We start from the raw sequence: 24538 nt of genomic DNA on the forward strand, positions 1-24538 counted from the left end.
GGAACACCATGCTGACCGCGACCCAGGTGCTCGCCCAGAACAACTTCGGGGACACCCGCACGGGCGGGCTGGCCGGGCCGATGGGCCTGTTCCTCATCCTGCTCCTGGCGACCGCCACCGTCCTGCTGATCCGCAACATGAACGCCCGGCTCCGACGGCTGCCCGACCGGTTCCCGCAGCAGCCGCAGTCGACCGACCACACCAGGGCCGACGCGGCAGTCGGTGATCCGACAGACGGCATGGAAAAGCAGGATTCATCCTCGAACGCACCCGACGGGCGTCAGCAGCACCGGAACGGCTAGTCCGGCCATGAATCACGCCGAACCCGGTGGTCGCCCCCTGTTGCGGCCACCGGGTTTGGCTTAGCCTTCCGCCGGGGGGACCAGAAGTCCCCGAGCCGTGCGCGGAAGGGGGCGCCGATGACCGTCACAGCAGCGGCGGCTCGTCGTACCTCCGGACGGCCGGCGGCAGGAGGGGCTCGGTGACCTCCGCCGGGGCCGGCGAACCCTGGCGGGAGGTGCCCGGCGTCCGGGCTCGACTGCTCCTGCTCACCGCCGCGGTAACGCTGACCGCCCTGGTCGCCTCCGCGCTCGGTGCGACCCTGCCGACCGGTCTCCCGGCGGACGACCCGCTGGGCGGGCCGGCCCGCTTCGGTCTCGCCGTCGGCGTCGTCGCCCTCGCCCAACTGGCCCGACTGCGGTTCCGCACCTCCGCCGGCCTGGTGAGCATCACCTGGGGCGAGGCCGCCCTCATCGTCTGCCTCTACCTGGCGCCGGCGGGCTGGCTTCCCGCGGCGACCCTGTGCGGCGCCGGGCTCGCCTGGGCCGCCATGTCGATGTTCTCCGACCGCCGGCCGGTGTGGGAGATCGTCCGGATCGCGGCCTCGCTGTCGGCCGCCACCGCGCTCGCCGTCGCGGTCACCAGCGCGCTGGGTCGGCCGCTGCTCACCCCGCCCACCCCGGCCCTCGCGCTCGCGCTGCTCGCCGGCTGCGTCGCGTACCTCCTCGTCAGCGCCCTGCTGGGCGCCGGCACGCTGGCCCTGCGGTACGGCGTACCCGTCGGGCCCCTCATGCTCGCGGCGCTGCGCGGCAAGCTGCTCATGTTCGTCGGCAACGTCGCGGTCGGCGTGGTCGTGGTCGCGCTGCTGGAACTGGACGCGCGCTGGCTGCTGCTGCTCCCGCCGCCGCTCTGGCTGCTCCAGCAGACCTACCGGCACCGGCTCCGGGCCGACCAGGAACGGCGGGCCTGGCGGGCCTTCGCCGACGCGACCGCCGCGCTCAACCAGCTCGACGAGCGAGGGGTCGCGACCGCCGCCGTGACCGGCGCGCTGGCCCTGTTCCACGCCGAGCTGGTCGAGGTGGACGTGGCGCGCGGCGAGGGCCGGTGGCGGCGTTACCGGGGCGATCCGAGCGGCCAGGTCGTCGACCGCGAGGTCGGTCCGCCCGCCGCCGACGAACCGGCGGAGTACGAGCTGGTCCGCACCCTCACCGTGGGTGCCACACAGGTGGGGGCGCTGCGCGTACGCCTGCCCCGGTCGTCGCCGCCGACGGCCCGCGAGCACGACGCGGTGGCCGCGTTCGGCGACGCCCTCGCCGCCGCCCTGCACGACGCCGCGACCCACCGGGAGCTGCGGCTGGTCACCGCCCGGTCGTCGTACGAGGCGGTGCACGACCCGCTGACCGGGCTGGTCAACCGTGCGGCGATGCTCGGCAAGGGCGACCAGACGCTGCGGCAGCTCGCCCACGACCACCCGGTGGCCCTCCTGCTGCTCGACATCGACCAGTTCAAGGAGGTCAACGACACCCTCGGGCACGCGGCCGGCGACCAGCTGCTGCGACTGACCGCGAGCCGCCTGGGTGTCCTGGCCCGCACCGGCGACCTGCTGGGGCGGCTGGGCGGCGACGAGTTCGCCCTGCTGCTCACGTCGGTCCCGGTGGTCGGCGACCGCACGGCACCGATGGCGTACGCGCTGCGCCAGGCCCGTGAGATCGCCGAGCGGCTCGCCGCCCCCACCGAGGTGGCCGGGGTGCGGATGTCGGTCGAGGTCTCCGTCGGGGTGGTCGTCGCCGACGCGGGCACCGCCGACATGACCGAGCTGCTGCGCCGGGCCGACATCGCCATGTACCAGGCCAAGGAGGGCGGCGGCAGCGTCGCCGCGTACGACGCGGCCCGGGACGCGGCCAGCACCGACCAGCTGGCGCTGCTCGCGGAGCTGCGGGAGGCACTGGCCGCCGACGACCAACTGGTGCTGGCGCTCCAGCCCGCCGTGGACCTCGCCACCGGGGCGCCGACCGGTGTGGAGGCCCTGATCCGGTGGCGGCATCCGCGCCGGGGCTGGCTCGGCCCGCACGACTTCATCCGCCCGGTGGAGAACAGCGAGCAGCTCGGCACGTTCACGCGGTACGTGCTGGACAAGGCGCTGGCGGTCGCCGCGGGGTGGGCCCGGGACGGCGTGGACGTGCCGATCTCGGTGAACCTCTCGGCCCGCAGCCTGCTCGACCCGAAACTCCCGACCGACATCGCGGACGCGCTGCGCCGGCACCAGGTGCCGCCGGGCCGGCTGGTCCTGGAGATCACCGAAACCGTGGTGATGAGCGAGCTGGAGGTCATCGACGAGGTGCTCGCCACGCTACGGACGATGGGTGTGCAGCTCGCGGTCGACGACTTCGGCACCGGCTTCTCGTCGCTGACGTTCCTCACCCGGATCGCGGTGGACGAGTTGAAGGTCGACCGTTCCTTCGTGATCCGGATGGCCGACTCACCGGAGGCGGCGGCGATCGTCCGAACGACCGTGGGTCTCGCTCATGAGCTGGGGCTGCGCGTGGTGGCCGAGGGCGTGGAGACGGCCGAGCAGCGGTCCGTGCTGGCCGAGCTGGGCTGCACCGCCGCCCAGGGCTACCACTTCTTCAAGCCCATGCCGGCCGACAAGATCGGGGCGGTCCTCAACACCCTCCTCGACGAGGCCCGCCCCAACGTCTTCCCCCTCCGCGCCGACGGTGCCGGCTGACCCCACCCCGCGAACACGGTCGACTCCTCCGGCGGGTGCCGGTCGGGATGGTTATGGTCGTCGGGTGAACCGACTTGCCGACTCGACCTCGCCCTACCTGCTCCAGCACGCCGACAACCCGGTCGACTGGTGGCCCTGGTGCGACGAGGCGTTCGCCGAGGCGAAGCGGCGGGACGTGCCCGTGATCATCTCGGTGGGGTACGCGGCCTGCCACTGGTGCCACGTCATGGCGCACGAGTCGTTCGAGAACGAGCACGTCGGCGCCCTGATGAACGACGACTTCGTGTGCATCAAGGTGGACCGGGAGGAGCGCCCGGACGTCGACGCCGTCTACATGACCGCCACGCAGGCGATGACCGGGCAGGGCGGCTGGCCGATGACCGTCTTCGCCACGCCGGACGGCACCCCCTTCTTCTGCGGCACCTACTTCCCCCGGGAGAACTTCGTCCGCCTGCTGCAGTCCGTCGCCACCGCCTGGCGCGACCAGCGCGAGGCGGTACTCAAGCAGGGGTCCGCCGTGGTCGAGGCGATCGGCGGTGCCCAGGCCGTGGGCGGCCCCACCGCACCGCTCGACGCCGCCGTGCTCGACGCGGCGGCCGAGCAGCTCTGGAGGGAGTACGACGCGACGAACGGCGGGTTCGGCGGCGCGCCGAAGTTCCCGCCGCACATGAATCTGCTCTTCCTGCTGCGGCACCACCAGCGCACCGGCTCGCCGCGCAGCTTGGAGATCGTCCGGCACACCTGCGAGGCGATGGCGCGGGGCGGCCTGCACGACCAGCTCGCCGGCGGATTCGCCCGGTACTCGGTGGACGGCCACTGGACCGTGCCGCACTTCGAGAAGATGCTCTACGACAACGCGCTGCTGCTGCGGACGTACACGCAGCTGTGGCGGCTGACCGGCGACCCGCTGGCGCGCAGGGTCGCCCGGGACACGGCCCGGTTCCTCGCCGACGAGCTGCACCGCCCCGGCGAGGGCTTCGCCTCCGCGCTGGACGCCGACACCGACGGGGTCGAGGGTCTGACCTACGTGTGGACGCCGGCGCAGCTCGTCGAGACGCTGGGCGAGGACGACGGCCGCTTCGCCGCCGACCTGTTCGGGGTCACCGAATCCGGCACCTTCGAGCACGGCAGCAGCGTGCTACGCCTGGCCCGGGACATCGACGACGCCGACCCCGAGGTGCGAAGCCGCTGGCAGGACGTGTCACGTCGACTGCTGGCGGTCCGGGACAACCGCCCGCAGCCGGCCCGCGACGACAAGGTGGTCGCCGCCTGGAACGGGTTGGCGATCACCGCGATCGCCGAGTTCCAGCAGGTCGCCGCCGCGTACGCGCTGGCCGGCCCGGCCGAGGACGCGAACCTCATGGAGGGCGTCACGATCGTCGCCGACGGCGCGATGCGGGACGCCGCCGAGCACCTCGCCCGGGTGCACGTGGTGGACGGCCGGCTGCGCCGTACCTCCCGGGACGGGCGGGTCGGCGAGTCCGCCGGGGTGCTGGAGGACTACGGCTGCGTCGCCGAGGCGTTCTGCGCCATGCACCAGCTCACCGGTGAGGGCCGCTGGCTCACCGCGGCCGGGCGGCTGCTCGACGTCGCCCTGGAGCACTTCGCCGCGCCGGGTGGCGGCTTCTACGACACCGCCGACGACGCCGAGCAGCTCGTCGCGCGACCGGCCGACCCCACCGACAACGCCACCCCGTCGGGCCGGTCGGCGATCGTCGCGGCGCTCGTCGCGTACACGGCGCTGACCGGGGAGACCCGCTACCGGGAGGCGGCCGAGGCCGCCCTGTCGACCGTGGCGCCCATCGTCGGCCGGCACGCCCGCTTCACCGGCTACGCGGCCACCGTCGGGGAGGCGGTGCTCTCCGGGCCGTACGAGGTCGCCGTGGTCACCGAGGACCCGGCCGGGGACCCGCTGCTCGTGGCGGCGCACCGGCACGCCCCGCCCGGCGCGGTGATCGTGGCGGGCCCGTCCGGCGCACCGGGGATCCCGCTGCTCGCCGACCGGCCGATGGTCGACGGGCGCCCCACCGCGTACGTCTGCCGGGGTTTCGTCTGCGAACGCCCGGTGACCGACGAGGGCGACCTGGTCGCGCAGCTCACCGGCCGGTAGGGGCGGGGTACCGCAGGCCGGATAGGCTGGCGCCCGCTATGGATTCCCGTACCGGTCTGCCCGTTGTCGGCATGGTGGGTGGCGGCCAGCTGGCCCGGATGACCCACCAGTCCGCGATCGCCCTCGGCCAGTCGCTGCGCGTGCTCGCGCTCGCCCCGGACGACGGTGCCGCACTCGTCGCGGCCGACGTCCAGTACGGCGACCACACCGACCTCGCCGCGCTGCGCACCTTCGCGAAGGGCTGTGACGTGGTCACCTTCGACCACGAGCACGTCCCGGCCGAGCACATCCGCACGCTGGCCGCCGAGGGGGTGAAGCTCTTTCCGCCGGCCGACGCCCTGCTCCACGCGCAGGACAAGCGGATCATGCGGGAGCGCCTCGGCGAGCTGGGTGCCCCGAACCCCGCGTGGCGTCCGGTGACGGCACCGGCGGACCTGGTGACCTTCGGGGACGAGGTGGGCTGGCCGGTGGTGCTGAAGGCGGCCCGGGGCGGCTACGACGGCCGCGGCGTCTGGATGGTCGCGGACGCGGCGCAGGCCGCGGAGCTGGCGGCCACCCTGCTCGCCGGCGGCACCTCCCTGATCGTGGAGGAGCGGGTGGCGCTGCGTCGGGAGCTGGCCGTGCAGGTGGCCCGCTCACCGTTCGGCCAGGTCGCCGTCTACCCGGTGGTGGAGACGGTGCAGCGCGACGGCATCTGTGTCGAGGTGCTCGCCCCGGCGCCGGGTCTGCCGGAGAAGCTGGCGGTCGCCGCGCAGCAGCTCGCGATCGACCTGGCGACCGCGCTCGGCGTGGTGGGCCTGCTGGCCGTGGAGCTGTTCGAGGTTGCCGACCCGGCCGTCCCCGGTGGTGCCCGCGTCGTGGTCAACGAACTGGCCATGCGCCCCCACAACTCGGGGCACTGGACCATCGAGGGTGCCCGCACCTCCCAGTTCGAGCAGCATCTGCGGGCGGTGCTCGACTACCCGATGGGGGACACCTCGCTGACCGCGCCGGCCGTGGTGATGGCGAACGTGCTCGGCGGTGAGCCGGGCGGGATCTCGATCGACGAGCGGCTGCACCACCTGTTCGCGGCGGAGCCGGGCGCCAAGGTGCACCTCTATGGCAAGCAGGTGCGCCCCGGCCGCAAGATCGGGCACGTGACCGTGCTCGGCGAGGACCTGGACCAGGTACGGACGCGGGCCGCCCGAGCCGCCCGCTGGCTGCGGGAGGGACACCAGTGAGCACCGTCGGACTGATCATGGGAAGTGACTCGGACTGGCCGACCATGAAGGCCGCCGCCGACGTGCTCGGCGAGTTCGAGATCCCGTACGAGGTCGAGGTGGTCTCCGCGCACCGCACTCCGGTCAAGATGATCGACTACGGGCGTGCCGCCGCCGACCGGGGCCTCAAGGTGATCATCGCCGGTGCCGGCGGTGCCGCCGCGCTGCCCGGCATGGTCGCCTCGGTGACGCCCCTGCCGGTGATCGGTGTGCCGGTGCCGCTGAAGCACCTCGACGGCATGGACTCGCTGCTCTCGATCGTGCAGATGCCGGCCGGCGTGCCGGTGGCCACCGTGTCGATCGGCAACGCCCGCAACGCCGGCCTGCTCGCCGTCCGGATCCTCGGGGCCAGCGACCGGAACCTGCTCGACCGGATGGCGGCCTACCAGGCCGACCTGGAGCAGTTGGTGGCCGAGAAGGACGCCGCGCTCCGCGCCTCCCTCGCCTGAGCGCCCTACCCCGGCCGTCCCGCGCGCCGGCTGTCACGGTCGGTGACGGCGGCCGGGAGGCAACGGGCATCCTCGCGGTGTCTCACACGGACATGAATATGTCTGTGTGACATACCGAGGCGGCGACACATGCCGGTCGCCGCGGCCGTGCCGGCGAGGCACCGCCGTCCTGTAGCGACCGCTCATCGCATCCCTCGCAGCGCGGTCTGGAGCCGTTCCTGGGTCCGGCGGCGCCGTTCGTTGCTGGCCCCGAGGATCAGCAGCAGCAGGCCGACCGGGATCAGGGCGAGCCACGGTCCCAGACTGAACAGGGCGTGGACGGCGGCGATGGCGGTGACGGTGGCGCCGACGATCACCGGCGCCTGCTGCTGGCTCATCGAGCCGAAGACCAGTACGGCCACCGCGCCGAGCAGCAGGAGGACCTGACGCAGCGTGCTGGAGTCGGTGGCCAGGACGATCGCCAGGGTGGGTACGAAGGCGGCGACCAGGGCCGGCCCGTACGCCACCCAGCTGTTCAGGTCGGGCCGCTGGCGCAGCTCCAGTACGCCGACGAGCAGCGCGAGCGCCGCGAACGGCAGCGTGTACGCCTCGGGCAGTGCCACGTCGGCCACCCGCATCAGGATCCACCAGGCGGTGATCTCGCAGATGACGACGGCCCAGAACAGGATGCGCCGTTCCACCGGCCGCCGGCCCGGGCGGCTCGCCGCCACCCCGAGCACCGCACCCCAGGCGGCCAGCAGCGCCGCGATGTGCCGGGGTGAGTCGAACGCCAGTGCCAGCGCGATGAGCGCGGCAGCGTACCCGCTCCACTCGACGGTGGCCGCCTCGCGCTGCGCCTCCGGGCGCCGCAACCGGGGAAGGATCGCGGCGAACACCTGGAGGGCCGCGCCCACGGCCAGCACACCGAACGCCGACCAGACGGCGGCGAGACCGGCGACGAGGCCGGCCGTGAGGACGAAGAGCTGCGCCATCAGGGAGGCGAAGAGCCAGCCCAGGATGCGCGCCCGCTGGGTGGTCCCGAACAGCGCCGCGACCGTGCCGACACCGACCGCGCCGCCCAGGGTGAACAGGGTCAGCTCCCGGGTGGCGAGGGAACCGGACAGACCAGCGCCCCCGGCGGCCAGCCCGATCACGAAGACCAGCACCCGGGCCAGCCGCAGCGAGCGGGCCCGCTCGACCAGCGCCGGGGGTGGTGTCAGCGCCAGGCCCAGCATCGAGAGGGTGAACACCGCGAGCGCCGCGAGGCTGCTCCCCGGCCACCCCTGGCCCAGTGCGATCGGCGTGATCAGCACGGTGACCGCGGCGCCGGGCAGGATCACCGGCACCGCGCGGGACCGCCGGCCACCGCTGAAGCCGACGGCGGCCAGGGCGGCGGTAGCCGTCAGCAGCAGCGCGGTCAGCACGTGGGTGGCGTCGACCGCGCCGGGCGGCGGGGTGAGCAGCTCCGGCGGCGGCCCCTGCCAGACCCGGGACAGGGTGCGGTGCGGCTCCACCAGCGCCACGAACAGCGTCGGCGCGATGGAGACCAGCGCCAGCAGGGTCGGCACGCTCGCCGCGGCGAGCGCACCGGCGGCCGGGCTGAACCGCCAGCGGCGGGCGCCGGTGTCCGTGCGGCGCAGTGCCCCGTCGAGCAGCACCGACCAGCGGCGCACCGGCTGCGCCGCGTCGGCCGGTGGCTCGGTGGCGCCGCGGACCAGCTCGGCGAGCACGCCGAGCAGCGCCGCGGCGGCGGCGTACACCCCGACGGGCAGGTCGGTGGGGACGGCCGCGAACGCGCTCACGGACGCCCCGCCGACGACCGCCGCGCTCGCCCAGGGCAGGTACTGCGGCACCTGCCGCCGGACGGCGGCCACCCCGGCCAGGCCCAGACTGGACGCGGCCAACGCGGCGGTCACCACGACCTGCGGCGTACGGCCGAACTCGGCGGCCAGGGCGGCCACCGCACCGGGGAGCGCGAGCAGCGCGGCCGCCGTGGCGGCACCACCGATCTGGGCGAGGTGCGGTGGCATGCCCTCGGTGTCGATGTCGTCCACCAGGGGCGGGGCGAAGGACCGGGCCAGGGCGGCCACCACGACGCCGATCAGCGCGATGCTGCCCAGCGCCAGCGCCGTGGTCCACGGGCGGACCAGGCCCGTGCCGGCCGCGTGCAGGGCGACCACACCGGCCACCACGGCCCGGGACAGCGCGGCGCGGGGATCCACCGAGGCCACCGCCGCCATGCCGTACCCGGTGGCCACGGCGGCGCCCACCAGGACGGGCGACCACCAGGGCAGGTCGAACGCCGCCGGCGTACCCATGGCGGCCAGGGCGGCAGCCGCGCCCGACACGTCGTACCGCCAGGGCGGCGGCAGCAGGATCGCCGCGGCGACGGCGAGCAGGACCAGGGCGACGGGTCCCTGCCACGTCGAACCGCCGGTCGGCGCGGCCGGCCACCCGGTCAGGTCCCCGGCCCAGATCGGTCCGGGCGTGGCCAGCACGCCGAACCCGCCGCGCAGTGCCGACCAGCCGGCGAGCACCCCGATCAGCACCCCGCCGATGGCGACGCCGAGGATCGGGCCGCGCCGCCACTCCACCGGCATCGCCCGGGCGGCCACAGCGACCACCAGCACCAGCCCGGCGGCGACGACGAGCTGACCGCCGGGGGCGAGGACGGCGGTGATCCGCACCATCGTGGCGATGAGGGCGGTGGTCACCGCCGCGGTGGCCAGGTCGGACCCGTCCAGCGTCAGGTCCGATCGGCGCCCGGCGTCGATGTTGGGTGCGAGGAGGAGCAGGGCACCCGCGATCAGCAGCAGCGCGCTCACCCAGGCGTCGGCGGCGGTCGCGCCGGGAGCGCCGAAGCCGGCCGAGGCGACCACGAGTGCGCCCAGGCCGGTGCCGACCGCCAACGGTGCCGGGATGTGTCGCTCGGACACCTGCACGAAAGCGGCGTACCCGAGTGTGACGCAGACCGCCAGGAAGCTCGCCGCCAGCACCGGGACGGTGACCTCGCGGAGGTTGCCAGGGGTGGGTGCCGAGCCGGACGGCACGGTGGCGGCCACGAAGGCGGCGACCGCGCCGGGCAGTGCGAACGCGGCGCCACCCGCCGCCCACGCGGAGAGGGTGTCGGCGCTGGCCGGTGCCAGCCGGACCCGCGGGGCCACCGCCACCAGCGCCCCGGCGACGAAGAGGGCGATCAGGACGGCGGCTGTCAGCGCGGGCCGGCTCAGCCCGGCCCCCGCCCCGAACAGGCCCACCACCGCGGCGCCGACGGCGTGCGCCACGGCGGCCCGCCCGGTCCGGGCGGAGAGGCCGGCCGCGCCGATGCCGATGGCGGTGAGCACCATCGGCCACGGCGCCGCCGCCCAGCCGAGACCGAGGGACGCCGGCACGGAGAGCGCGGTCAGCGCCGCACCGGCCACCGCGAACTCGCGACGGATCTCGGGCGGCAGCGACAGCACCGCCGCGACGGTCAACAGGAACGCGCTCGCGGCGAGCTGCCAGGCGGTGGGGCCGACCGCCGCCGCCAGCTCGACCGGGTACCGGTCCAGGTCCGCGGCCCAGGCCGGCAGGGCGGCGCGCACCGGGGCGACGCCGGCCCGCAGGGCCCCACCGGCCACCACGACGCCGCTGACGGTGAGGGCGATCGCCGAGGCGAACTGGGGACCGCGCCGGGCCGCCTCCGGGACCGCCCGGACGGCCAGCCCGGTGAGCGTGATGACCGCCGCGATCGCCAGCAGCGACCGGCCGGGCAGCGCGACCGAGGCGATCCGGCTCAGCGCACCGATCACGGCCAGCGTGAGGACCGCCGCGCCGATGTCCGGCAGCGGGGGCCGGCGCACGCCCAGCGCCCCGGCCAGGCCCACGGCGGCGGCCAGCACCAGCACCGTGCCGGCACCGGTCGCGCCCGGCACGGTGGTCGCCCGCAGCAGCGCGGAGACGGCGTACGCGAGGGCGAGTGCCACCGCCACCCCGTGCAGCGAGATGGTCAGCTCGGCGAGCCACGGCACCGGCCGGACGGCGGGCGGCATCTCCTCCCCGGTGGTGCCGGCGAGGACCTCGCCGGACTCCTCCGGCGCGGCCTCCGGCCGATCCCCGCCCCGTCGCTGCCGCGGCGCGGTCGTCGATCCGGCGGCCCCGTCCGGCCCGGCGGGTGGTATCGGGGCGGTGGACGTGTCCGCACCCTCCGGCGCCGCCGGAACGTCCCGGCGCACCGGCCGTTCCTCGGTGACCGGCGACCGGGCCAGCCACAGGTCCAGTACGGCGACCGCGGTCAGCACCAGCGCCCAACCGCCCGGGCCACTCAGCCGGTCGTACGCCAGCAGCGGCAGCACCGGCTGGGCGGCGAGCACGGCCGCAAAGCGGGGTGCGCGCAGGCCGGTCCAGAGGGCGTACCCGAAGGACACGCCGGCGGTGACCGCGAAGATCATGCTGGCGAAGACGGCGCCCGACGCGCCGCCCCCGCCGATCGTGTCCACGGCCCAGAGCGCGTACCCCGCCAGCGGCACCAGCAGCAGGCCGACGGCGGAGATCGTCTCGGCGGTGGAGGTCAGACCGCGCCGGGCCAGCACCGGCGGGACGAGCAGGAGCAGGGCCGTGGCGAGCAGCAGGATGCCCAGTCGGGCCAGCGCGTCCATCGAGCTGGTGGCCACCGCGGCGAAGACCACCGCGGCGACCCCGAGGAGCAGCGCGCCGAGGCCGAGCGGGATGTTCTGCACCTCCCGCGAGGACGCCTCCGGCGGGTGCTCCGGGTCGTCCGCGGTCAGCCAGGTGGCGGTCTGGGACGGCGGCGGGGGCGGGTCGTCCGGGCCGGGAGTGGTGCCCTGCCGGGGAACCCGGGGCGGGGCGCCGGTGGTGGCCGTCGGCGGGCGCCGGCCGGGCCGGCGGCGCAGTACCCGGCGCGGGCGGGTGGCCTGCTTGACGCGTTCCTCACCGGCGTGCGCGAGGATGTCCCGCTGGAACAGGGCGGCCTGCATCTTGACGGCGAGCTGACGCTGCTCGCTGGCGATGGCGGCCTCCCGGGCCTTCATCTCCGCGATCGAGCGCTCGATCTCCGCCAGGTGTTCCAGCCACTGCGGCTGGTGGGCACCGCAGTGCGGGCAGTTGGCGGCCGGCTTGATCTCCCGGCCGCACGAGGAGCACTTGAACGTCGCCACGACTGCCCTCCACCCGCACTGTGGACTCCCACTGTCGCAGCATGCCCAATACGGGCGCGGATTTCGACAGTTGTCGGCGGGTCCGGCGCAAAGATCGCCGGCGCGTACGGCGAACGGCCGGTCGCGGAGGGTGCTCCGCGGCCGGCCGGCCGTTCGTCCGTCAGGGGTGCGCGATCAGGGGCGGCCCATGCCGCGGTACTCCCAGCCGGCCTGCGTCCACAGTGCCGAGTCGAGGCAGTTGCGGCCGTCGACGACCTTGCGGCCGGCGGCCAGCTCGCCGAGGGCGACCGGGTCGGCGTTGCGGAAGTCGGCCCACTCGGTGAGCACGCAGACCAGGTCCGCCCCGGTGACCGCCTCGTTGATCCCCGGCTCGTAGGTCAGCTCGGGCGCCACCGCGCGGGCCCGCTCCATGCCCTGCGGGTCGTAGACGTGCACGTCGGCGCCGGCCTTGCGCAGCAGCGCGGCGACGGCGAGCGCGGGCGCGTCGCGTACGTCGTCGGTGTTGGGCTTGAAGGTCGCACCCAGGACCGCGATACGGGTGCCGGAGAGGTCCGGGCCGGCGGGCCCGGATCGACGGCCGAGCAGCTCCGCGGCGAGCTGGACCACCCGGGTCCGGCGGCGCAGGTTGATCAGGTCGACCTCGTGCAGGAAGCGCAGCGCCTCGCCCGCGCCCAGCTCCTGCGCCCGGGCCTGGAACGCCCGGATGTCCTTCGGCAGGCAGGCGCCGCCGAAGCCGAGCCCGGCCTGGAGGAACCGGTTGCCGATGCGCGGGTCGAAGCCGATCGCGCGGGCCAGGTGGGTGACGTCGCCGCCGGAGGCCTCGCAGACCTCGGCCATCGCGTTGATGAAGGAGATCTTGGTGGCGAGGAAGGCGTTCGCGGCGACCTTGACCAGCTCGGCGGTGGCGAAGTCGGTGACCACCAGCGGGACCTCGCGGTCCTCGGTGGCGGCCAGGTCGAAGACGCCCTTGTGGGCGGCGTAGAGCATGCCGTTGGCCCACTCGCTCTTGACGCCCACCACGATCCGGTTGGGGCGCAGCACGTCGTCGACGGCGAAGCCCTCCTGGAGGAACTCCGGGCTCCACGCCACCTCGACGCCCAGGTCGGCCGGGGCGTGCTTGCTGACCAGCTGCTCCACCCACTCGGCGGTGCCGACCGGCACGGTCGACTTGCCCACGATGAGGGCCTTGCGGTTCAGGTGCTGGGCGAGGCTGGTGACGGACGCCTCGACGTACGACAGGTCGGCGCCCATGCCGTCGGCCCGCTGCGGGGTGCCGACACAGATGAAGTGCACGTCGCCGAAGTCGGCGGTCTCGGCGATGTCGGTGCTGAAGCGCAGCCGGCCGGCGGCCAGATTGCGCTTGAGCAGCTCGTCCAGGCCCGGCTCGTGGATCGGCACCTCGCCCGCGTTCAGCATGTCGATCTTCTCGGCGTCCACGTCGAAACCGAGCACCTCGTAGCCCAGCTCCGCGTAGCAGATGGCGTACGTCGCGCCGAGGTAGCCGGTACCCAGGAAGGTCACCCGGGGGCGGGCGGCACCCGAGGGGGGCGTCACCGCCGCGATGGCGGGCGTCGGCTGGGTGTTCGGGTACGGGATCGTCACGCCTGTCTTCTCCGCTCGCACTGGCGACCACAACTTCGTGTCGCATTCTGCTGCGGCGCCTGAGGGGGCACCGGTGTGGGGTGGTGGTGCTTCTTCAGATGGTCACCGAGCGGCCTCGGCGGTCGGTCGATCTCCGGGCCTACGCGGCGGTAACATCGCCTGAACGGTGGTCGCTATCCTTCAGTCTGCGCGGTCGGCGGTCAGTTCACGCTACAGACCTGCGCATGATAGCGGTGAAGGGGAGGGGCCGACATGGCCGCAGAGCAGTCGTTCGACGTCTACCGGTTGCCCGAGGAGCACGAGGCGATCCGGGAGGCGGTCCGTGAGGTCTGTGCGGCGAAGGTGGCTCCGCACGCCGCCGAGGCGGACGAGACCGGTGAGTTCCCGAAGGCGTCGTACGACGCCCTGCGGGCCGCCGACTTCCACGCCCCACACATCCCCGTCGAGTACGGGGGCGCGGGCGCGGACGCCCTGGCCACAGCCATCGTGATCGAGGAGGTGGCGCGCGCCTGCGCCTCGTCCTCGCTGATCCCGGCGGTCAACAAGCTCGGCACCATGCCGCTGCTGCTGGCCGGTTCGGAGGAGCTGAAGCGTAAGTACCTGACCCAGGTGGCCTCGGGTGACGCGATGTTCTCGTACTGCCTGTCCGAGCCGGAGGCGGGCAGCGACGCGGCGTCGATGACGACCCGCGCGGTCCGTGACGGTGACCACTGGGTGCTCAACGGCGTGAAGCGCTGGATCACCAACGCCGGGGTGTCCGAGTTCTACACCGTCTTCGCCGTGACCGACCCGTCCGCGCGGTCCCGGGGCATCTCCGCCTTCGTGGTCGAGAAGTCCGACGCCGGGGTCAGCTTCGGCGCTCCGGAGAAGAAGCTCGGCATCAAGGGCTCGCCCACCCGCGAGGTCTACCTCGACAACGTCCGGATCCCGGCGGACCGGATGATCGGCGCGGAGGGCACCGGCTTCGCCACCGCGATGCAGACCCTGGACCACACCCGGGTCACCATCGCCGCGCAGGCCGTCGGCATCGCGCAGGGCGCGCTCGACTACGCGAAGACGTACGTGCAGGAGCGCCGGCAGTTCGGCAAGGCCGTCGCCGAGTTCCAGGGCATCCAGTTCATGCTCGCCGACATGGGCATGAAGCTGGAGGCGGCGCGGCAGTTGACGTACGCGGCGGCCGGCAAGTCCGAGCGCGGCGACGCCGACCTGACCTACTTCGGTGCGGCGGCCAAGTGCTACGCCTCGGACGCCGCCATGGAGATCACCACCGACGCGGTGCAGCTGCTCGGCGGTTACGGCTACACCCGGGACTACCCGGTCGAGCGGATGATGCGGGACGCCAAGATCACGCAGATCTACGAGGGCACCAACCAGGTGCAGCGGATCGTCATGGCCCGCCAGCTGCTCAAGGGCTGACCCGCTCGGGGGCGGGCCGGTCTCCCGGCCCGCCCGCGCGGATCAAGGTGTCCTGCGGTCAGTGCGGGCTGCGCGGCGGCGCCGACCAGGGCGATTCGCCGCCGGGGCGCCGCGGCAGCGGCTCGGTCGGGGTCGGGTCCGGGTAACCCAGGTTCAGTGGTGCGGTGTCCCGCTCGGCCGGGTTGGCCGGTGGCCAGTCGGTGAGGGTGAAGTCCTGCCGCTCCGGGCCGGTGGCCGAGGTCAGCTCCGCCTCGGTCACGGGCCGGGGCCACCGCCGCCAGCGCTGCGCGCTGACCGTGGCCATCAGCAGCATCACGCCGATCAGGAACAGCGTGCCGTTCTCGACCGGCAGGCGCAGGGGCAGCGGATCCCCGAGCACCTCCCAGCCGTCCGGGATGCGGTCGCGCATGCCGAACGGCGCGACGAACACCCCCACGTACGGGGTGACGAGCAGCAGCCCCGCGACCAGCGGGCCGAGCGGCGAGGTGCGCAGTGTGCCGATCAGGCCGAGCAGGATGCCGCCGACGGCGAGCCACACGGCCGGCTCGATCAGGTTCGCAGAGTTGAACTTACCGATCTCCACCCATCGGTCGACGGTCCGGGCCGACCCGTCCTGCCCGAGGGTGACCAGCACCCACGTGACGGGTGCCACCACCACACCGGCGAGGAAGCTCCAGAGATGACGCATCCGCGCACCGTACCGTTTCCGGCATGACCGAGCACCCCTCGACCACACCGCCGGGCAAGCCGACCGCGTACTCCCGGGTGACGCTGAGCCGCATCATGACCGCCGTCGACGTCAACCTCTACGGCACGGTGCACGGCGGGGTGCTGATGAAGTTCGTCGACGACGTGGCGGGCGCGGCGGCGGCCCGGCACAGCGGGGGCACCGCGGTCACCGCCGCGATCGACGAGATCGTCTTTTCCGAGGCGGTCCGGGTCGGCGACCTGGTGCACGCGCACGCCCAGGTGAACTGGACCGGGCAGACCTCGATGGAAGTGGGGGTGCGGGTGGTGGCCGAACGCTGGGACTCGGCCGAGACCGAGCCGGTGCGGGTGGCCACCGCGTACCTGGTCTTCGTCGGCGTCGACGTGGGCGGCGCCCCGCGGATGATCCGGCCGGTGCTGCCGGAGACCCCGGAGGACGAGCGACGCTTCCGGGAGGCGGAGATCCGCCGCGCCCACCGGCTCGCCCGTCGCCGCGCCATCCAGGCGCACCGGGCCGGCTGACGCTCGCCGTGTAAGGAAGGGCCCCTTGTTAACGCCTGGCGTTAACAAGGGGCCCTTCCCAACGCGGGCCCACACAGGTCGGCGAGCGGGCATGTGGACCGCGCACGCCCCCTGGTCGGCACCCGGTGCGGAGAATGGCGCTTCGAGGTAGGGCAAGATGGCGCCACGGCCCATGCACAGTGTGGTGACGGGGCGCGAGGGAGGGTGGAGCAGTGGGTGACGTGCTGTGGACGCCGCCGGCGGACGTACTCCAGCGGTCGCGGATCGGTGACTACCTGGGCTGGCTGCGGGAGCACCGGGGGCTGGACTTCGCCGACTACGACGAGCTGTGGCGCTGGTCGGTCACCGACCTCGACGCGTTCTGGCGCTCGATCTGGGACCACTTCGACGTGGTGGCGCACACGCCGCCCACGGCCACGCTGGCCGACCGCGGCATGCCCGGTGCCCGCTGGTTCCCCGGCGCCACCCTCAACTACGCGGAGAACGTGCTGCGGATGCCGGGCCGCGCCGACGACGACCCGGTGGTGATCGCGCACGGCCAGACCCGCCCCCCGGTCACCCTCACCGTCGCCGAGCTGCGGGAGCAGGTCCGCCGGGTGGCGGCCGGTCTGCGCCGGCTGGGCGTCACCGCCGGCGACCGGGTGGCCGCGTACGCGCCGAACATTCCAGAGACGTACGTGCTGCTGCTGGCCACCAGCAGCCTGGGCGCGGTCTTCTCGTCCTGCGCGCCGGAGTTCGGCACCCGCAGCGTCACCGACCGCTGGCAGCAGATCGCGCCGAAGGTGCTGGTCGCGGTGGACGGCTACCGCTACGGCGACAAGCCGGTGGACCGCCGGGGCGAGGTGGCCGCGATCCGGGCGGCCCTGCCGTCGCTGGAGCACACCGTCGGCATCGCGTACCTGGACCCGGCCGGCCCGCCGCCGGAGGGGGCCCTCGCCTGGGGCGATCTGGCCGCGGACACCGACGAGCCGCTGACCTTCACCCCGGTCGCCTTCGACCACCCGCTCTACGTGCTCTACTCCTCGGGCACCACCGGGCTGCCCAAGCCGATCGTGCACGGCCACGGCGGCATCCTGCTGGAACACCTGAAGATGCTCGCCCTGCACCATGACCTGGGCCCGGCCGACCGCTTCTTCTGGTTCACCACGACCGGCTGGATGATGTGGAACTTCCTGGTCTCCGGGCCGGCCGTGGGCGCGACCATCGTGCTCTTCGACGGCAACCCGGGCCACCCGGACCTGGGCGCGCTGTGGCGGCTCGCGGAGAAGACCGGCACCACGTACTTCGGGACCTCCGCGCCGTTCCTGCTGGCCTGCCGGAAGGCCGGGTTGGTGCCCAGGGAGATCGCCGACCTGTCCGCGCTGCGCGGGCTCGGCTCGACCGGTGCGCCGCTGCCGGCCGAGGGCTTCACCTGGGTGTACGAGACGGTCGGTGACCGCCTTCAGCTCCAGTCGCTGTCCGGCGGCACCGACGTGTGCACCGGTTTCGTCGGCGGGGTGCCGCTGCTGCCGGTGCACGCCGGGGAGATCACCTGCCGGGCGCTGGGCGCGAAGGTGGAGGCCCGCTCCGCCGACGGCACCCCGGTCATCGGGGAGCTGGGCGAGCTGGTGATCACCGAGCCGATGCCGAGCATGCCGGTCGCGTTCTGGAACGACACCGACGGCAGCCGCTACCGGGAGGCGTACTTCGACCTGTACCCGGGCGTCTGGCGGCACGGCGACTGGATCACGATCAACTCCCGGGGCGGCTGTGTGATCACCGGCCGCTCCGACGCCACCCTGAACCGGGGCGGTGTACGGCTGGGCACCGCCGAGTTCTACTCGGTGGTGGAGGGCTTGGACGAGGTCGTCGACTCGGTCGTCGTGCACCTGGAGGACGACGAGGGTGGCGCCGGCGAGCTGCTGCTGTTCGTGGTGCTGGCGGAGGGGCTGGAGCTGGACGACGACCTGCGGCGGAAGATCTGCCGGGAGCTGCGTACCGCCCTGTCGCCGCGGCACGTCCCGGACGAGATCCACCAGGTGCGGGCGGTCCCGCGCACCCTCTCGGCGAAGAAGCTGGAGGTCCCGGTGAAGAAGATCCTGACGGGCACCCCGGTGGACTCGGCGGCGGCCAGGGGCGCGCTGGCCAACCCCGAGTCCCTCACGGCCTTCGCCACCTTCGCCCAACGCCGCACCCCGACCGACAACCCCACCCCAGCCTGACCGACCCCCCCGGCCCCGTCCCGCCGCACCCGCGGGGCGGGTCAGGTCAGGGTTCGGGTGACTTTTTCGGTCTCGGTCCGGCTGGGGAGACGCGTCGGGTCGAGGTTGGCGCAGAGGACCACCGTCGCGGCCGTGGCCAGCGGGGCCAGGAGCCAGTCTTGCGGGTCGGGATGTGCCGCCGCGTCGATCAGGACGCGGTCGCCGGGGGCGAGGCCGAGTTCGTCCGCGCGTCGCCGCGCGCGTTCCACCAGGTCCTCAGCCCCGGAGGCGTACGGCGTGAAGTGGTCGCCGTGCGCGCGGACCTCCAGCACGTAGTCGGCGAAGCCCGGCGGCACCTGCCGCATGGGCAGCGCGAACGGGTCGAGGGCGAGGGCGTACCGGTCCCCGGCCGACCAGGCCTCCGCCTGGCCCACCCGGTCGGCAGCGGCGAAGAGCACGTCCACCTCGCCCGGCGTCTCCGCCACCGTCAGCCCGGCCGACCAGCAACCGAGCAGCACCGCCGCGGTCTGCCAGTGCGGCGGGAGCAGCACGCCGGCGGTGTCGCCGGTGCCGAGGCCCAACTCGTCGACGAGCAGGTTGGCGGTCTTGGACACCCAGTTCGCCAGCGTCGCGCCGGACAGCTCGGTCCGCTCGCCGGTGGCGTCGTCGTACCAGGTCAGCAACGGTCGGGTGGGGTCGGGCGCGATCGCGTCGGCGAAGACCCGGGCAATGTTCTCGGCCATCGGCGCGAACGATACGCCTCCGCCGGCCGTAGGAGATGACAGCGACAAGTCGGCGTACCGTCGGGTCGCAGTCACCGCCCTTCGGGGGCTGCGGCGTAGGCTTGCCCAGGAGTGTTGTTCCCCACAGACCCGCCAGTTCAAGGAGTCGCCCCGTGACCGCCGGTCGCCCGCCCCGCGTGCTCATCGACGCCACGAGTGTCCCCGCCGACCGTGGCGGTGTCGGTCGATACGTCGACGGCCTGCTCGGCGCCCTCGGTAAGGTGTGCGGGTCGGGAGTGGAGCTGGCCGTGGTCAGCCTCCGCACCGACCTGGAGCGCTACACCCGGATGCTGCCGGGCGCCGAGATCATCCCCGCCCCGGCCGCCGTGGCGCACCGTCCGGCCCGGCTCGCCTGGGAGCAGACCGGCCTGCCGTTGCTTGCCCAGCAGGTCGGCGCCCAGGTGCTGCACTCGCCCTTCTACACGTGCCCGTTGCGCGCCGGATGCCCGGTCACGGTGACCGTGCACGACGCGACCTTCTTCACCGAGCCGGAGCACTACGACAAGTCACGGCGCACCTTCTTCCGCAGCGCGATCAAGACGTCGCTGCGGAGGGCCGACCGGGTGATCGTGCCCAGCAAGGCCACCCGCGACGAGCTGATCCGGCTGCTCGACGCCGACCCGACCAAGATCGACGTGGCCTACCACGGTGTCGACCACACCGCCTTCCACGCGCCCAGCGAGGAGGAGAAGGCACGGGTACGCGCCCGGCTCGGGCTCGGCAGCTCCAGCTACGTGGCCTTCCTCGGGGCGAAGGAGCCGCGCAAGAACGTCCCCAACCTGATCCGGGGCTGGGCTCGCGCGGTTGCCGAGCGGGAGGACCCGCCGGCGCTGGTGATCGCCGGTGGCCAGGGCCACGACGACGACATCGACCGGGCGGTGGCGGAGGTCCCGTCGCACCTGCGTCTGCTGCGCCCCGGCTACCTGCGCTACGCCGACCTGCCCGGCTTCCTCGGCGGGGCGCTCGTCGCCGCGTACCCGTCCTACGGTGAGGGCTTCGGCCTGCCGATCCTCGAGGCGATGGCGTGCGCCGCCCCGGTGCTGACCACGCCCCGCCTGTCGCTGCCCGAGGTGGGCGGCGACGCGGTGGCGTACACCAGCGAGGCGCCCGACCAGATCGCCACGGACCTGGTGGCCCTGCTCGACGACGAGCAGCGCCGCCTGACCCTCGCGAAGGCCGGTTTCGACCGGGCCAAGGAGTTCACCTGGGAGTCCAGCGCCGAGGTGCACATCGCCGCCTGGACCCGGGCGCGGGCCTGAGCCGCGACGCGGGGGATGACCGGGCCCTTCCTTTCAGGTGGGTCGGGCATGATGTGCGGGTGATTTACGCCGTCATCCCGGCGGGCGGCAGCGGCACGAGGTTGTGGCCGCTGTCCCGCGCGGGCCATCCCAAGTTCCTCCACCCGCTCACCGGCTCGGCCGCCTCGCTGCTCCAGGCGACGGTGGAGCGGTTGGGCCCGCTGACCACACCCGAGCGGACGCTGGTGGTGACCGGGGCTGCGCACGTGGCGGCGGTGGCGCGCCAGCTGACCGGGCTCCCGGAGGAGAACTTCCTGGTCGAGCCGTCGCCCCGGGACTCCTGTGCGGCGATCGCGCTCGCCGCGGCGGTCATCGCGCAGCGGGATCCGGAGGCGGTCATGGGCTCGTTCGCCGCCGACCACCTGATCGGTGACCCGGAGCGCTGGCGGGAGGTCGTGCGCGAGGCCGTCCGGGGCGCCGAACAGGGCCTGTTGATGACGGTCGGGATCACCCCGACCCGGGCCGAGACCGGCTACGGCTACCTGGAGACCGGTGAGTCGAGCGGTGACAACCCGCTGCGGCCCGTCGCCGAGTTCAAGGAGAAGCCGAGCGCCGACGTCGCCGAGACGTACGTCCGCTCGGGGCGCCACCTGTGGAACGCCAGCATGTTCGTCTGGCGCGTGGACGTCTTCCTCGCCGAACTGGCGCGCCAGCAGCCGGCACTGCACGCCGGCATCGTGGCGATCGCCGCGGCGTGGGGCACCGAGGAGCAGGACGACGTGCTCGGCACGGTCTGGCCGACCCTGCCGAAGATCTCCGTCGACTACGCGGTGATGGAGGGTGCGGCGACCGCCGGCCGGGTCGCGACCGTCCCCGGCGACTTCGGCTGGAACGACGTCGGCGACTTCCACACTCTCGGTGAGGTGCTGCCGGCCGACGCCCACGGCAACGTGGTGCTCGGTGCCGACGGCAAGCCGGCCGTGCTGCTGCGGGACAGCCACGACCTGGTGGTGGTGCCGCAGTCCGGGCGGCTGGTCGCCACGATCGGGCTCCGCGACCTCATCGTGGTGGACACCCCGGACGCGCTGCTGGTGTGCCCGCGTGACCGCGCCCAGGACGTCAAGAAGATCGTCGACGAGCTCAAGGAACGGGGCGAAGAGGGGCTCGTCTGAGTGCTGCCAGGGCCGGTGGGACCAGCTTCGCGGTCCCGCCGGCCAGTGGTTCCGGCAGCCGGTCCGGCGGGAACCAGCCCAGGTCCTCCGACTCGTCGCTGGCCGCGCCGACCGCGCCGGGCGGGGCGAGGACGGCGAAGCGTACGTCGTGGTGGAACGAGCCGCCCTGGCAGCCCACCGCGTGGATGTCGACGTCGATCGGCACCGGGTCGATCCGCAGGCCGTCGATCCCGGACTCCTCGGTCGCCTCACGCAGGGCGGCGGCGGCCAGCGTGCGGTCGGTCGGCTCGCAGTGCCCGCCGAGTTGCACCCACCGGTGGAACTTGCCGTGCAGGCACAGCAGCACCCGGGTGCCGGTCGCGTCGAGGACCAGCGCGCTGGCGGTGACGTGGCCGGCGCGGTGCTCCCGGCTCATCGCCACCGGCCCGGCGGCCAGCAACTCCAGCGTCCGGTCGCGGGCGGTGGCCGACTCCGGCGAGGTGGGCGTCCAGCCGCTCAGCACGGCGAGGGCGTCGGCGTGCAGTCCGGCGTTAAGAAGGGGCCCTTCTACAACCCGAGGCGTTAACGGGGGGCCCTTCCTTTCGTCTGGCACGCGGATACTGTACGTGCGGCCCGTTCGTAGGCTGGGCGGGTGACTCTGCGACTGCTCGAATTCGTGGTGGCCGGCAACGAGGCCAGCGATCTGCTGCCGGTGCGGTCGGCGGCGCTGTTGCGCGCGTACGGCGCCCGGCGCGGTTTCTGGACGGTGCTGGACGAGGGGCCGGTCGAGCACTGCCTCGCCCTGCTGCTCGAGCAGGACGACGACCGGTGGGTCGCCCACCACGTCGACGCCGACGCCGGAGCGGAGAACGGCCGGACCGAGGACGGCGAGGCGCTCGCCCACCACGACGGCTGGGTGTACGTCTTCGGTTCCCACTTCGGGTCCAAGGCGGGACCACTGCGCCCGCGCCGTGCCTTCGTCGCCCGGTTCTCCGAGGACGACGCCGCGACCGGCCGCGTGCCGGTGCAGGTGGTGCGCAACCGGTTCCGGGTGCACCGGGCGGTCAACGACGCCCTGCTGAAGGCTCCGTTCACGCCGCTGCCGCCGGGCGACCGGGTCCGGGCGCGGTTCGTCGGCGAGACCGTCGCCCGGGGCGCCGCCCGGTCCAAGGGCTGGGTGAGCAGGCTGGTCCTCGACGACCTGCCGCTGAACATCGAGGCGGCGACGTTCACGCCGGCCGGCACGGTCCTGCTCGGGCTGAGGTTCCCGGTCACGGCCGACGGCGAGCCGATCCTCGTGGAGCTGGCCGGGGTGCCGGGCATGTTCGACGCCACGCCGGTCTGGCCGGACGCGCTGGGGGCGTACGTCCTGACCGGGGTGACCCCGCCGGGTGTGCTGGCCGGCCTCCGCGCGGTGACCCCCACCGCGGACGGCGGGTACGCGGCGATCGTGGGCTCGATCGACGCGCTGGGCAAGGGGTCGGTGCTGCTGGAGGACCACCCGGCCGGCGGGGACGTGGCGTCCCGGCACGTGCGCTTCCCGGCCCCCGGCGCGGGGCACCTGGTCCGGGGTGAGCTGGTGGCCGACCTGGCCCCGTTCCACCACGTGGAGGGCCTGGCGGAGCTGGACGGGAGCTGCTTCTACGTCACCGACGAGGACCACCGGGTGGCGCTCTGGGTGGGCTGAGCCGGGCCGGCGCGGACCGGCGAACGGGTGGCACCTCCGCGGAAGAGAAGCCGCAGACCCTCGTGGTGCCACCCGGACGCCGATCCTCCCCGCCCCCCGGGGCCCCCTCGGGGCCGGACGCTGGTGCGGCGTCGGTCCCGGTGGCCAGGGGAAGCATGCCGAGTTGGGCCCAGGGGCGTCGAGGTCTTTCAGTCCACGCTTAAAGATGGAGGTACGTAACCCCCGGTACAGTCGAACGGCCGTCGGGCATACCCCTCTGCCCGTGGCACGGGAGTGCTCCATGCTGAAGATCCACTTTTCCGGTGAGGACATTCTCCGGACCCGGGTGGCGCCGGCGCCGGATCCGGTCTGGGAACTGGTCCTCAGCCTGCACCTGCTGCCGGGGCGCAGTCGGGACCCGCTGCTGGCGGGGTGGCGACGCGGTGTGACCCGGGGCCTGCGCAGCCAGAGCCGCTCTGCGGGCCTGCGCCTGCTGATGGCCCTGAACCCGCCCCGCGGCTACTTTCCCGACTTCCTCACCCCGCACGAGAGCGTCGCGGGCTTCGAGGCGGGCATGGAGGCCGTCCGCAGCACCCCCGTGTCACTCCTGCGCCGGGACCTGTCGCTGCTCGCCGCTGGTGGCGGGCTGCCGGACGGCGCCGGGTCGCTGTTCCGGGGGGAGCCCGGCGCGCTGCGCTCGCTGACCGAGGCCATGACGGAGTACCACGCGCTGGCGGTCGGCCCGTACTGGGATCGCATCCAGGCGGCGGTGGGGGCCGACCGGGCCCGGCGCTCCCGCGCCCTGCTCGACGGCGGTGTCGAGGGGCTGCTCGCCAGCCTGCGGCCGGCCGTGCGCTGGGAGTCGGGCGTGCTCGAGGTCCAGGACTACCCGCGCAGCCGGGAGCTGCACCTGGACGGGCGGGGACTGCTGCTGGTGCCGTCGTTCTTCTGCGCCCGTACGCCGGTGGCGCTGCTCGACCCGGCGCTGCCCCCGGTCCTGGTCTATCCGGTCGACCGGCTGGGTGGCCTGACCCCCTCGACCGACGGTCGGCCCGCCGCGCCGCCCGGCCGGGAGGCGCTCGCGGCACTGGTCGGACGCACGCGGGCGGCCGTGCTGGAGGCGAGCGAGGAGGGCTGCACCACCGGTGAGATCGCCCGCCGGCTGCACATCTCGGCGGCGGCGGCCAGCCAGCACGCCACCGTGCTCCGCAACGCCGGCCTGCTGGTCAGTCATCGCGACCGCAACACGATCCTGCACACCCTGACCCCGCTGGGCCGGGCGGTCCTCGACGCCTGACGGCTCCGTTCCGCCC

General features: G+C 74.0%; 17 protein-coding genes. 12 read left to right on the forward strand and 5 right to left on the reverse strand.

Annotation, left to right across the window (positions count from 1 at the left end; all coding sequences use genetic code 11):
* The first annotated feature begins 8 nt into the window (after nt 1-8).
* From ACIBR0_RS10675 to purE, 5 genes are all read left to right on the forward strand, one after another.
* Nucleotides 9-302: a hypothetical protein gene (locus ACIBR0_RS10675; RefSeq protein WP_396714265.1), complete on the forward strand. Its 294-nt coding sequence runs from the start codon at nt 9-11 to the stop codon at nt 300-302.
* A gap of 179 nt (nt 303-481) precedes the next feature.
* Entirely contained in the window at nt 482-3007 is a 2526-nt protein-coding gene (locus ACIBR0_RS10680) for a putative bifunctional diguanylate cyclase/phosphodiesterase (RefSeq protein ID WP_396714267.1), read from the forward strand.
* A 64-nt stretch (nt 3008-3071) separates the two neighbouring features.
* Nucleotides 3072-5117: a thioredoxin domain-containing protein gene (locus ACIBR0_RS10685; protein ID WP_396714269.1), complete on the forward strand. Its 2046-nt coding sequence runs from the start codon at nt 3072-3074 to the stop codon at nt 5115-5117.
* 38 nt (nt 5118-5155) lie between these two features.
* Nucleotides 5156-6337 (forward strand): 5-(carboxyamino)imidazole ribonucleotide synthase, encoded by a 1182-nt coding sequence (locus tag ACIBR0_RS10690; protein ID WP_396714271.1) that lies wholly within the window; start codon nt 5156-5158, stop codon nt 6335-6337.
* On the forward strand, nt 6334-6825 hold the full coding sequence (purE, locus tag ACIBR0_RS10695; RefSeq protein WP_357033037.1) for a 5-(carboxyamino)imidazole ribonucleotide mutase: 492 nt from the start codon (nt 6334-6336) through the stop codon (nt 6823-6825). The genes ACIBR0_RS10690 and purE overlap by 4 nt, the downstream gene beginning before the upstream one ends.
* A 182-nt stretch (nt 6826-7007) precedes the next feature.
* On the opposite strand, the gene ACIBR0_RS10700 is transcribed toward purE, so the two are convergent.
* Together ACIBR0_RS10700 and ACIBR0_RS10705 are read right to left on the reverse strand one after the other, a co-directional pair.
* Nucleotides 7008-11960, reverse strand: a complete 4953-nt coding sequence (locus tag ACIBR0_RS10700) for an SCO7613 C-terminal domain-containing membrane protein (RefSeq protein WP_396714273.1) — start codon at nt 11958-11960, stop codon at nt 7008-7010.
* Between the two features lie 174 nt (nt 11961-12134).
* Nucleotides 12135-13562 carry a UDP-glucose dehydrogenase family protein gene (locus ACIBR0_RS10705; protein ID WP_396714275.1) on the reverse strand — a complete coding sequence of 476 codons (1428 nt, stop codon included), beginning with the start codon at nt 13560-13562 and terminating at the stop codon, nt 12135-12137.
* Between the two features lie 252 nt (nt 13563-13814).
* Between ACIBR0_RS10705 and ACIBR0_RS10710 the strand changes: the two genes are divergently transcribed.
* The gene (locus ACIBR0_RS10710; protein WP_357029937.1) at nt 13815-14978 is read left to right on the forward strand and encodes an acyl-CoA dehydrogenase family protein; all 1164 of its coding nucleotides are present in this window, start codon (nt 13815-13817) and stop codon (nt 14976-14978) included.
* A gap of 58 nt (nt 14979-15036) precedes the next feature.
* Here the strand turns inward: ACIBR0_RS10710 and ACIBR0_RS10715 are convergent, their stop codons facing one another.
* Entirely contained in the window at nt 15037-15666 is a 630-nt protein-coding gene (locus ACIBR0_RS10715) for a hypothetical protein (RefSeq protein ID WP_396714276.1), read from the reverse strand.
* A gap of 23 nt (nt 15667-15689) precedes the next feature.
* Between ACIBR0_RS10715 and ACIBR0_RS10720 the strand changes: the two genes are divergently transcribed.
* Together ACIBR0_RS10720 and ACIBR0_RS10725 are read left to right on the forward strand one after the other, a co-directional pair.
* Nucleotides 15690-16208: a hotdog domain-containing protein gene (locus ACIBR0_RS10720; RefSeq protein WP_357029941.1), complete on the forward strand. Its 519-nt coding sequence runs from the start codon at nt 15690-15692 to the stop codon at nt 16206-16208.
* Between the two features lie 212 nt (nt 16209-16420).
* Entirely contained in the window at nt 16421-18409 is a 1989-nt protein-coding gene (locus ACIBR0_RS10725) for an acetoacetate--CoA ligase (RefSeq protein ID WP_396714278.1), read from the forward strand.
* A gap of 41 nt (nt 18410-18450) precedes the next feature.
* On the opposite strand, the gene ACIBR0_RS10730 is transcribed toward ACIBR0_RS10725, so the two are convergent.
* Entirely contained in the window at nt 18451-19131 is a 681-nt protein-coding gene (locus ACIBR0_RS10730) for a TIGR03089 family protein (RefSeq protein WP_396714280.1), read from the reverse strand.
* A gap of 152 nt (nt 19132-19283) precedes the next feature.
* Here ACIBR0_RS10730 and ACIBR0_RS10735 point away from each other — a divergent pair, with 152 nt between their 5' ends.
* A complete protein-coding gene (locus ACIBR0_RS10735; protein ID WP_357029947.1) occupies nt 19284-20429 on the forward strand; it encodes a glycosyltransferase family 1 protein in 1146 nt (381 codons plus the stop codon).
* Between the two features lie 59 nt (nt 20430-20488).
* Entirely contained in the window at nt 20489-21580 is a 1092-nt protein-coding gene (locus ACIBR0_RS10740) for a mannose-1-phosphate guanylyltransferase (protein ID WP_396714282.1), read from the forward strand.
* Here ACIBR0_RS10740 and ACIBR0_RS10745 read toward each other — a convergent pair.
* Nucleotides 21549-22103 (reverse strand): NUDIX hydrolase, encoded by a 555-nt coding sequence (locus ACIBR0_RS10745; RefSeq protein WP_396714349.1) that lies wholly within the window; start codon nt 22101-22103, stop codon nt 21549-21551. The genes ACIBR0_RS10740 and ACIBR0_RS10745 overlap by 32 nt on opposite strands.
* A gap of 108 nt (nt 22104-22211) precedes the next feature.
* Between ACIBR0_RS10745 and ACIBR0_RS10750 the strand changes: the two genes are divergently transcribed.
* Entirely contained in the window at nt 22212-23246 is a 1035-nt protein-coding gene (locus tag ACIBR0_RS10750) for a hypothetical protein (RefSeq protein ID WP_396714284.1), read from the forward strand.
* A 280-nt stretch (nt 23247-23526) separates the two neighbouring features.
* Entirely contained in the window at nt 23527-24522 is a 996-nt protein-coding gene (locus tag ACIBR0_RS10755) for an ArsR/SmtB family transcription factor (RefSeq protein ID WP_396714286.1), read from the forward strand.
* Nucleotides 24523-24538: the final 16 nt, after the last annotated feature.

Source organism: Micromonospora sp. NPDC049497 (assembly GCF_044465805.1).
Classification (GTDB): domain Bacteria; phylum Actinomycetota; class Actinomycetes; order Mycobacteriales; family Micromonosporaceae; genus Micromonospora.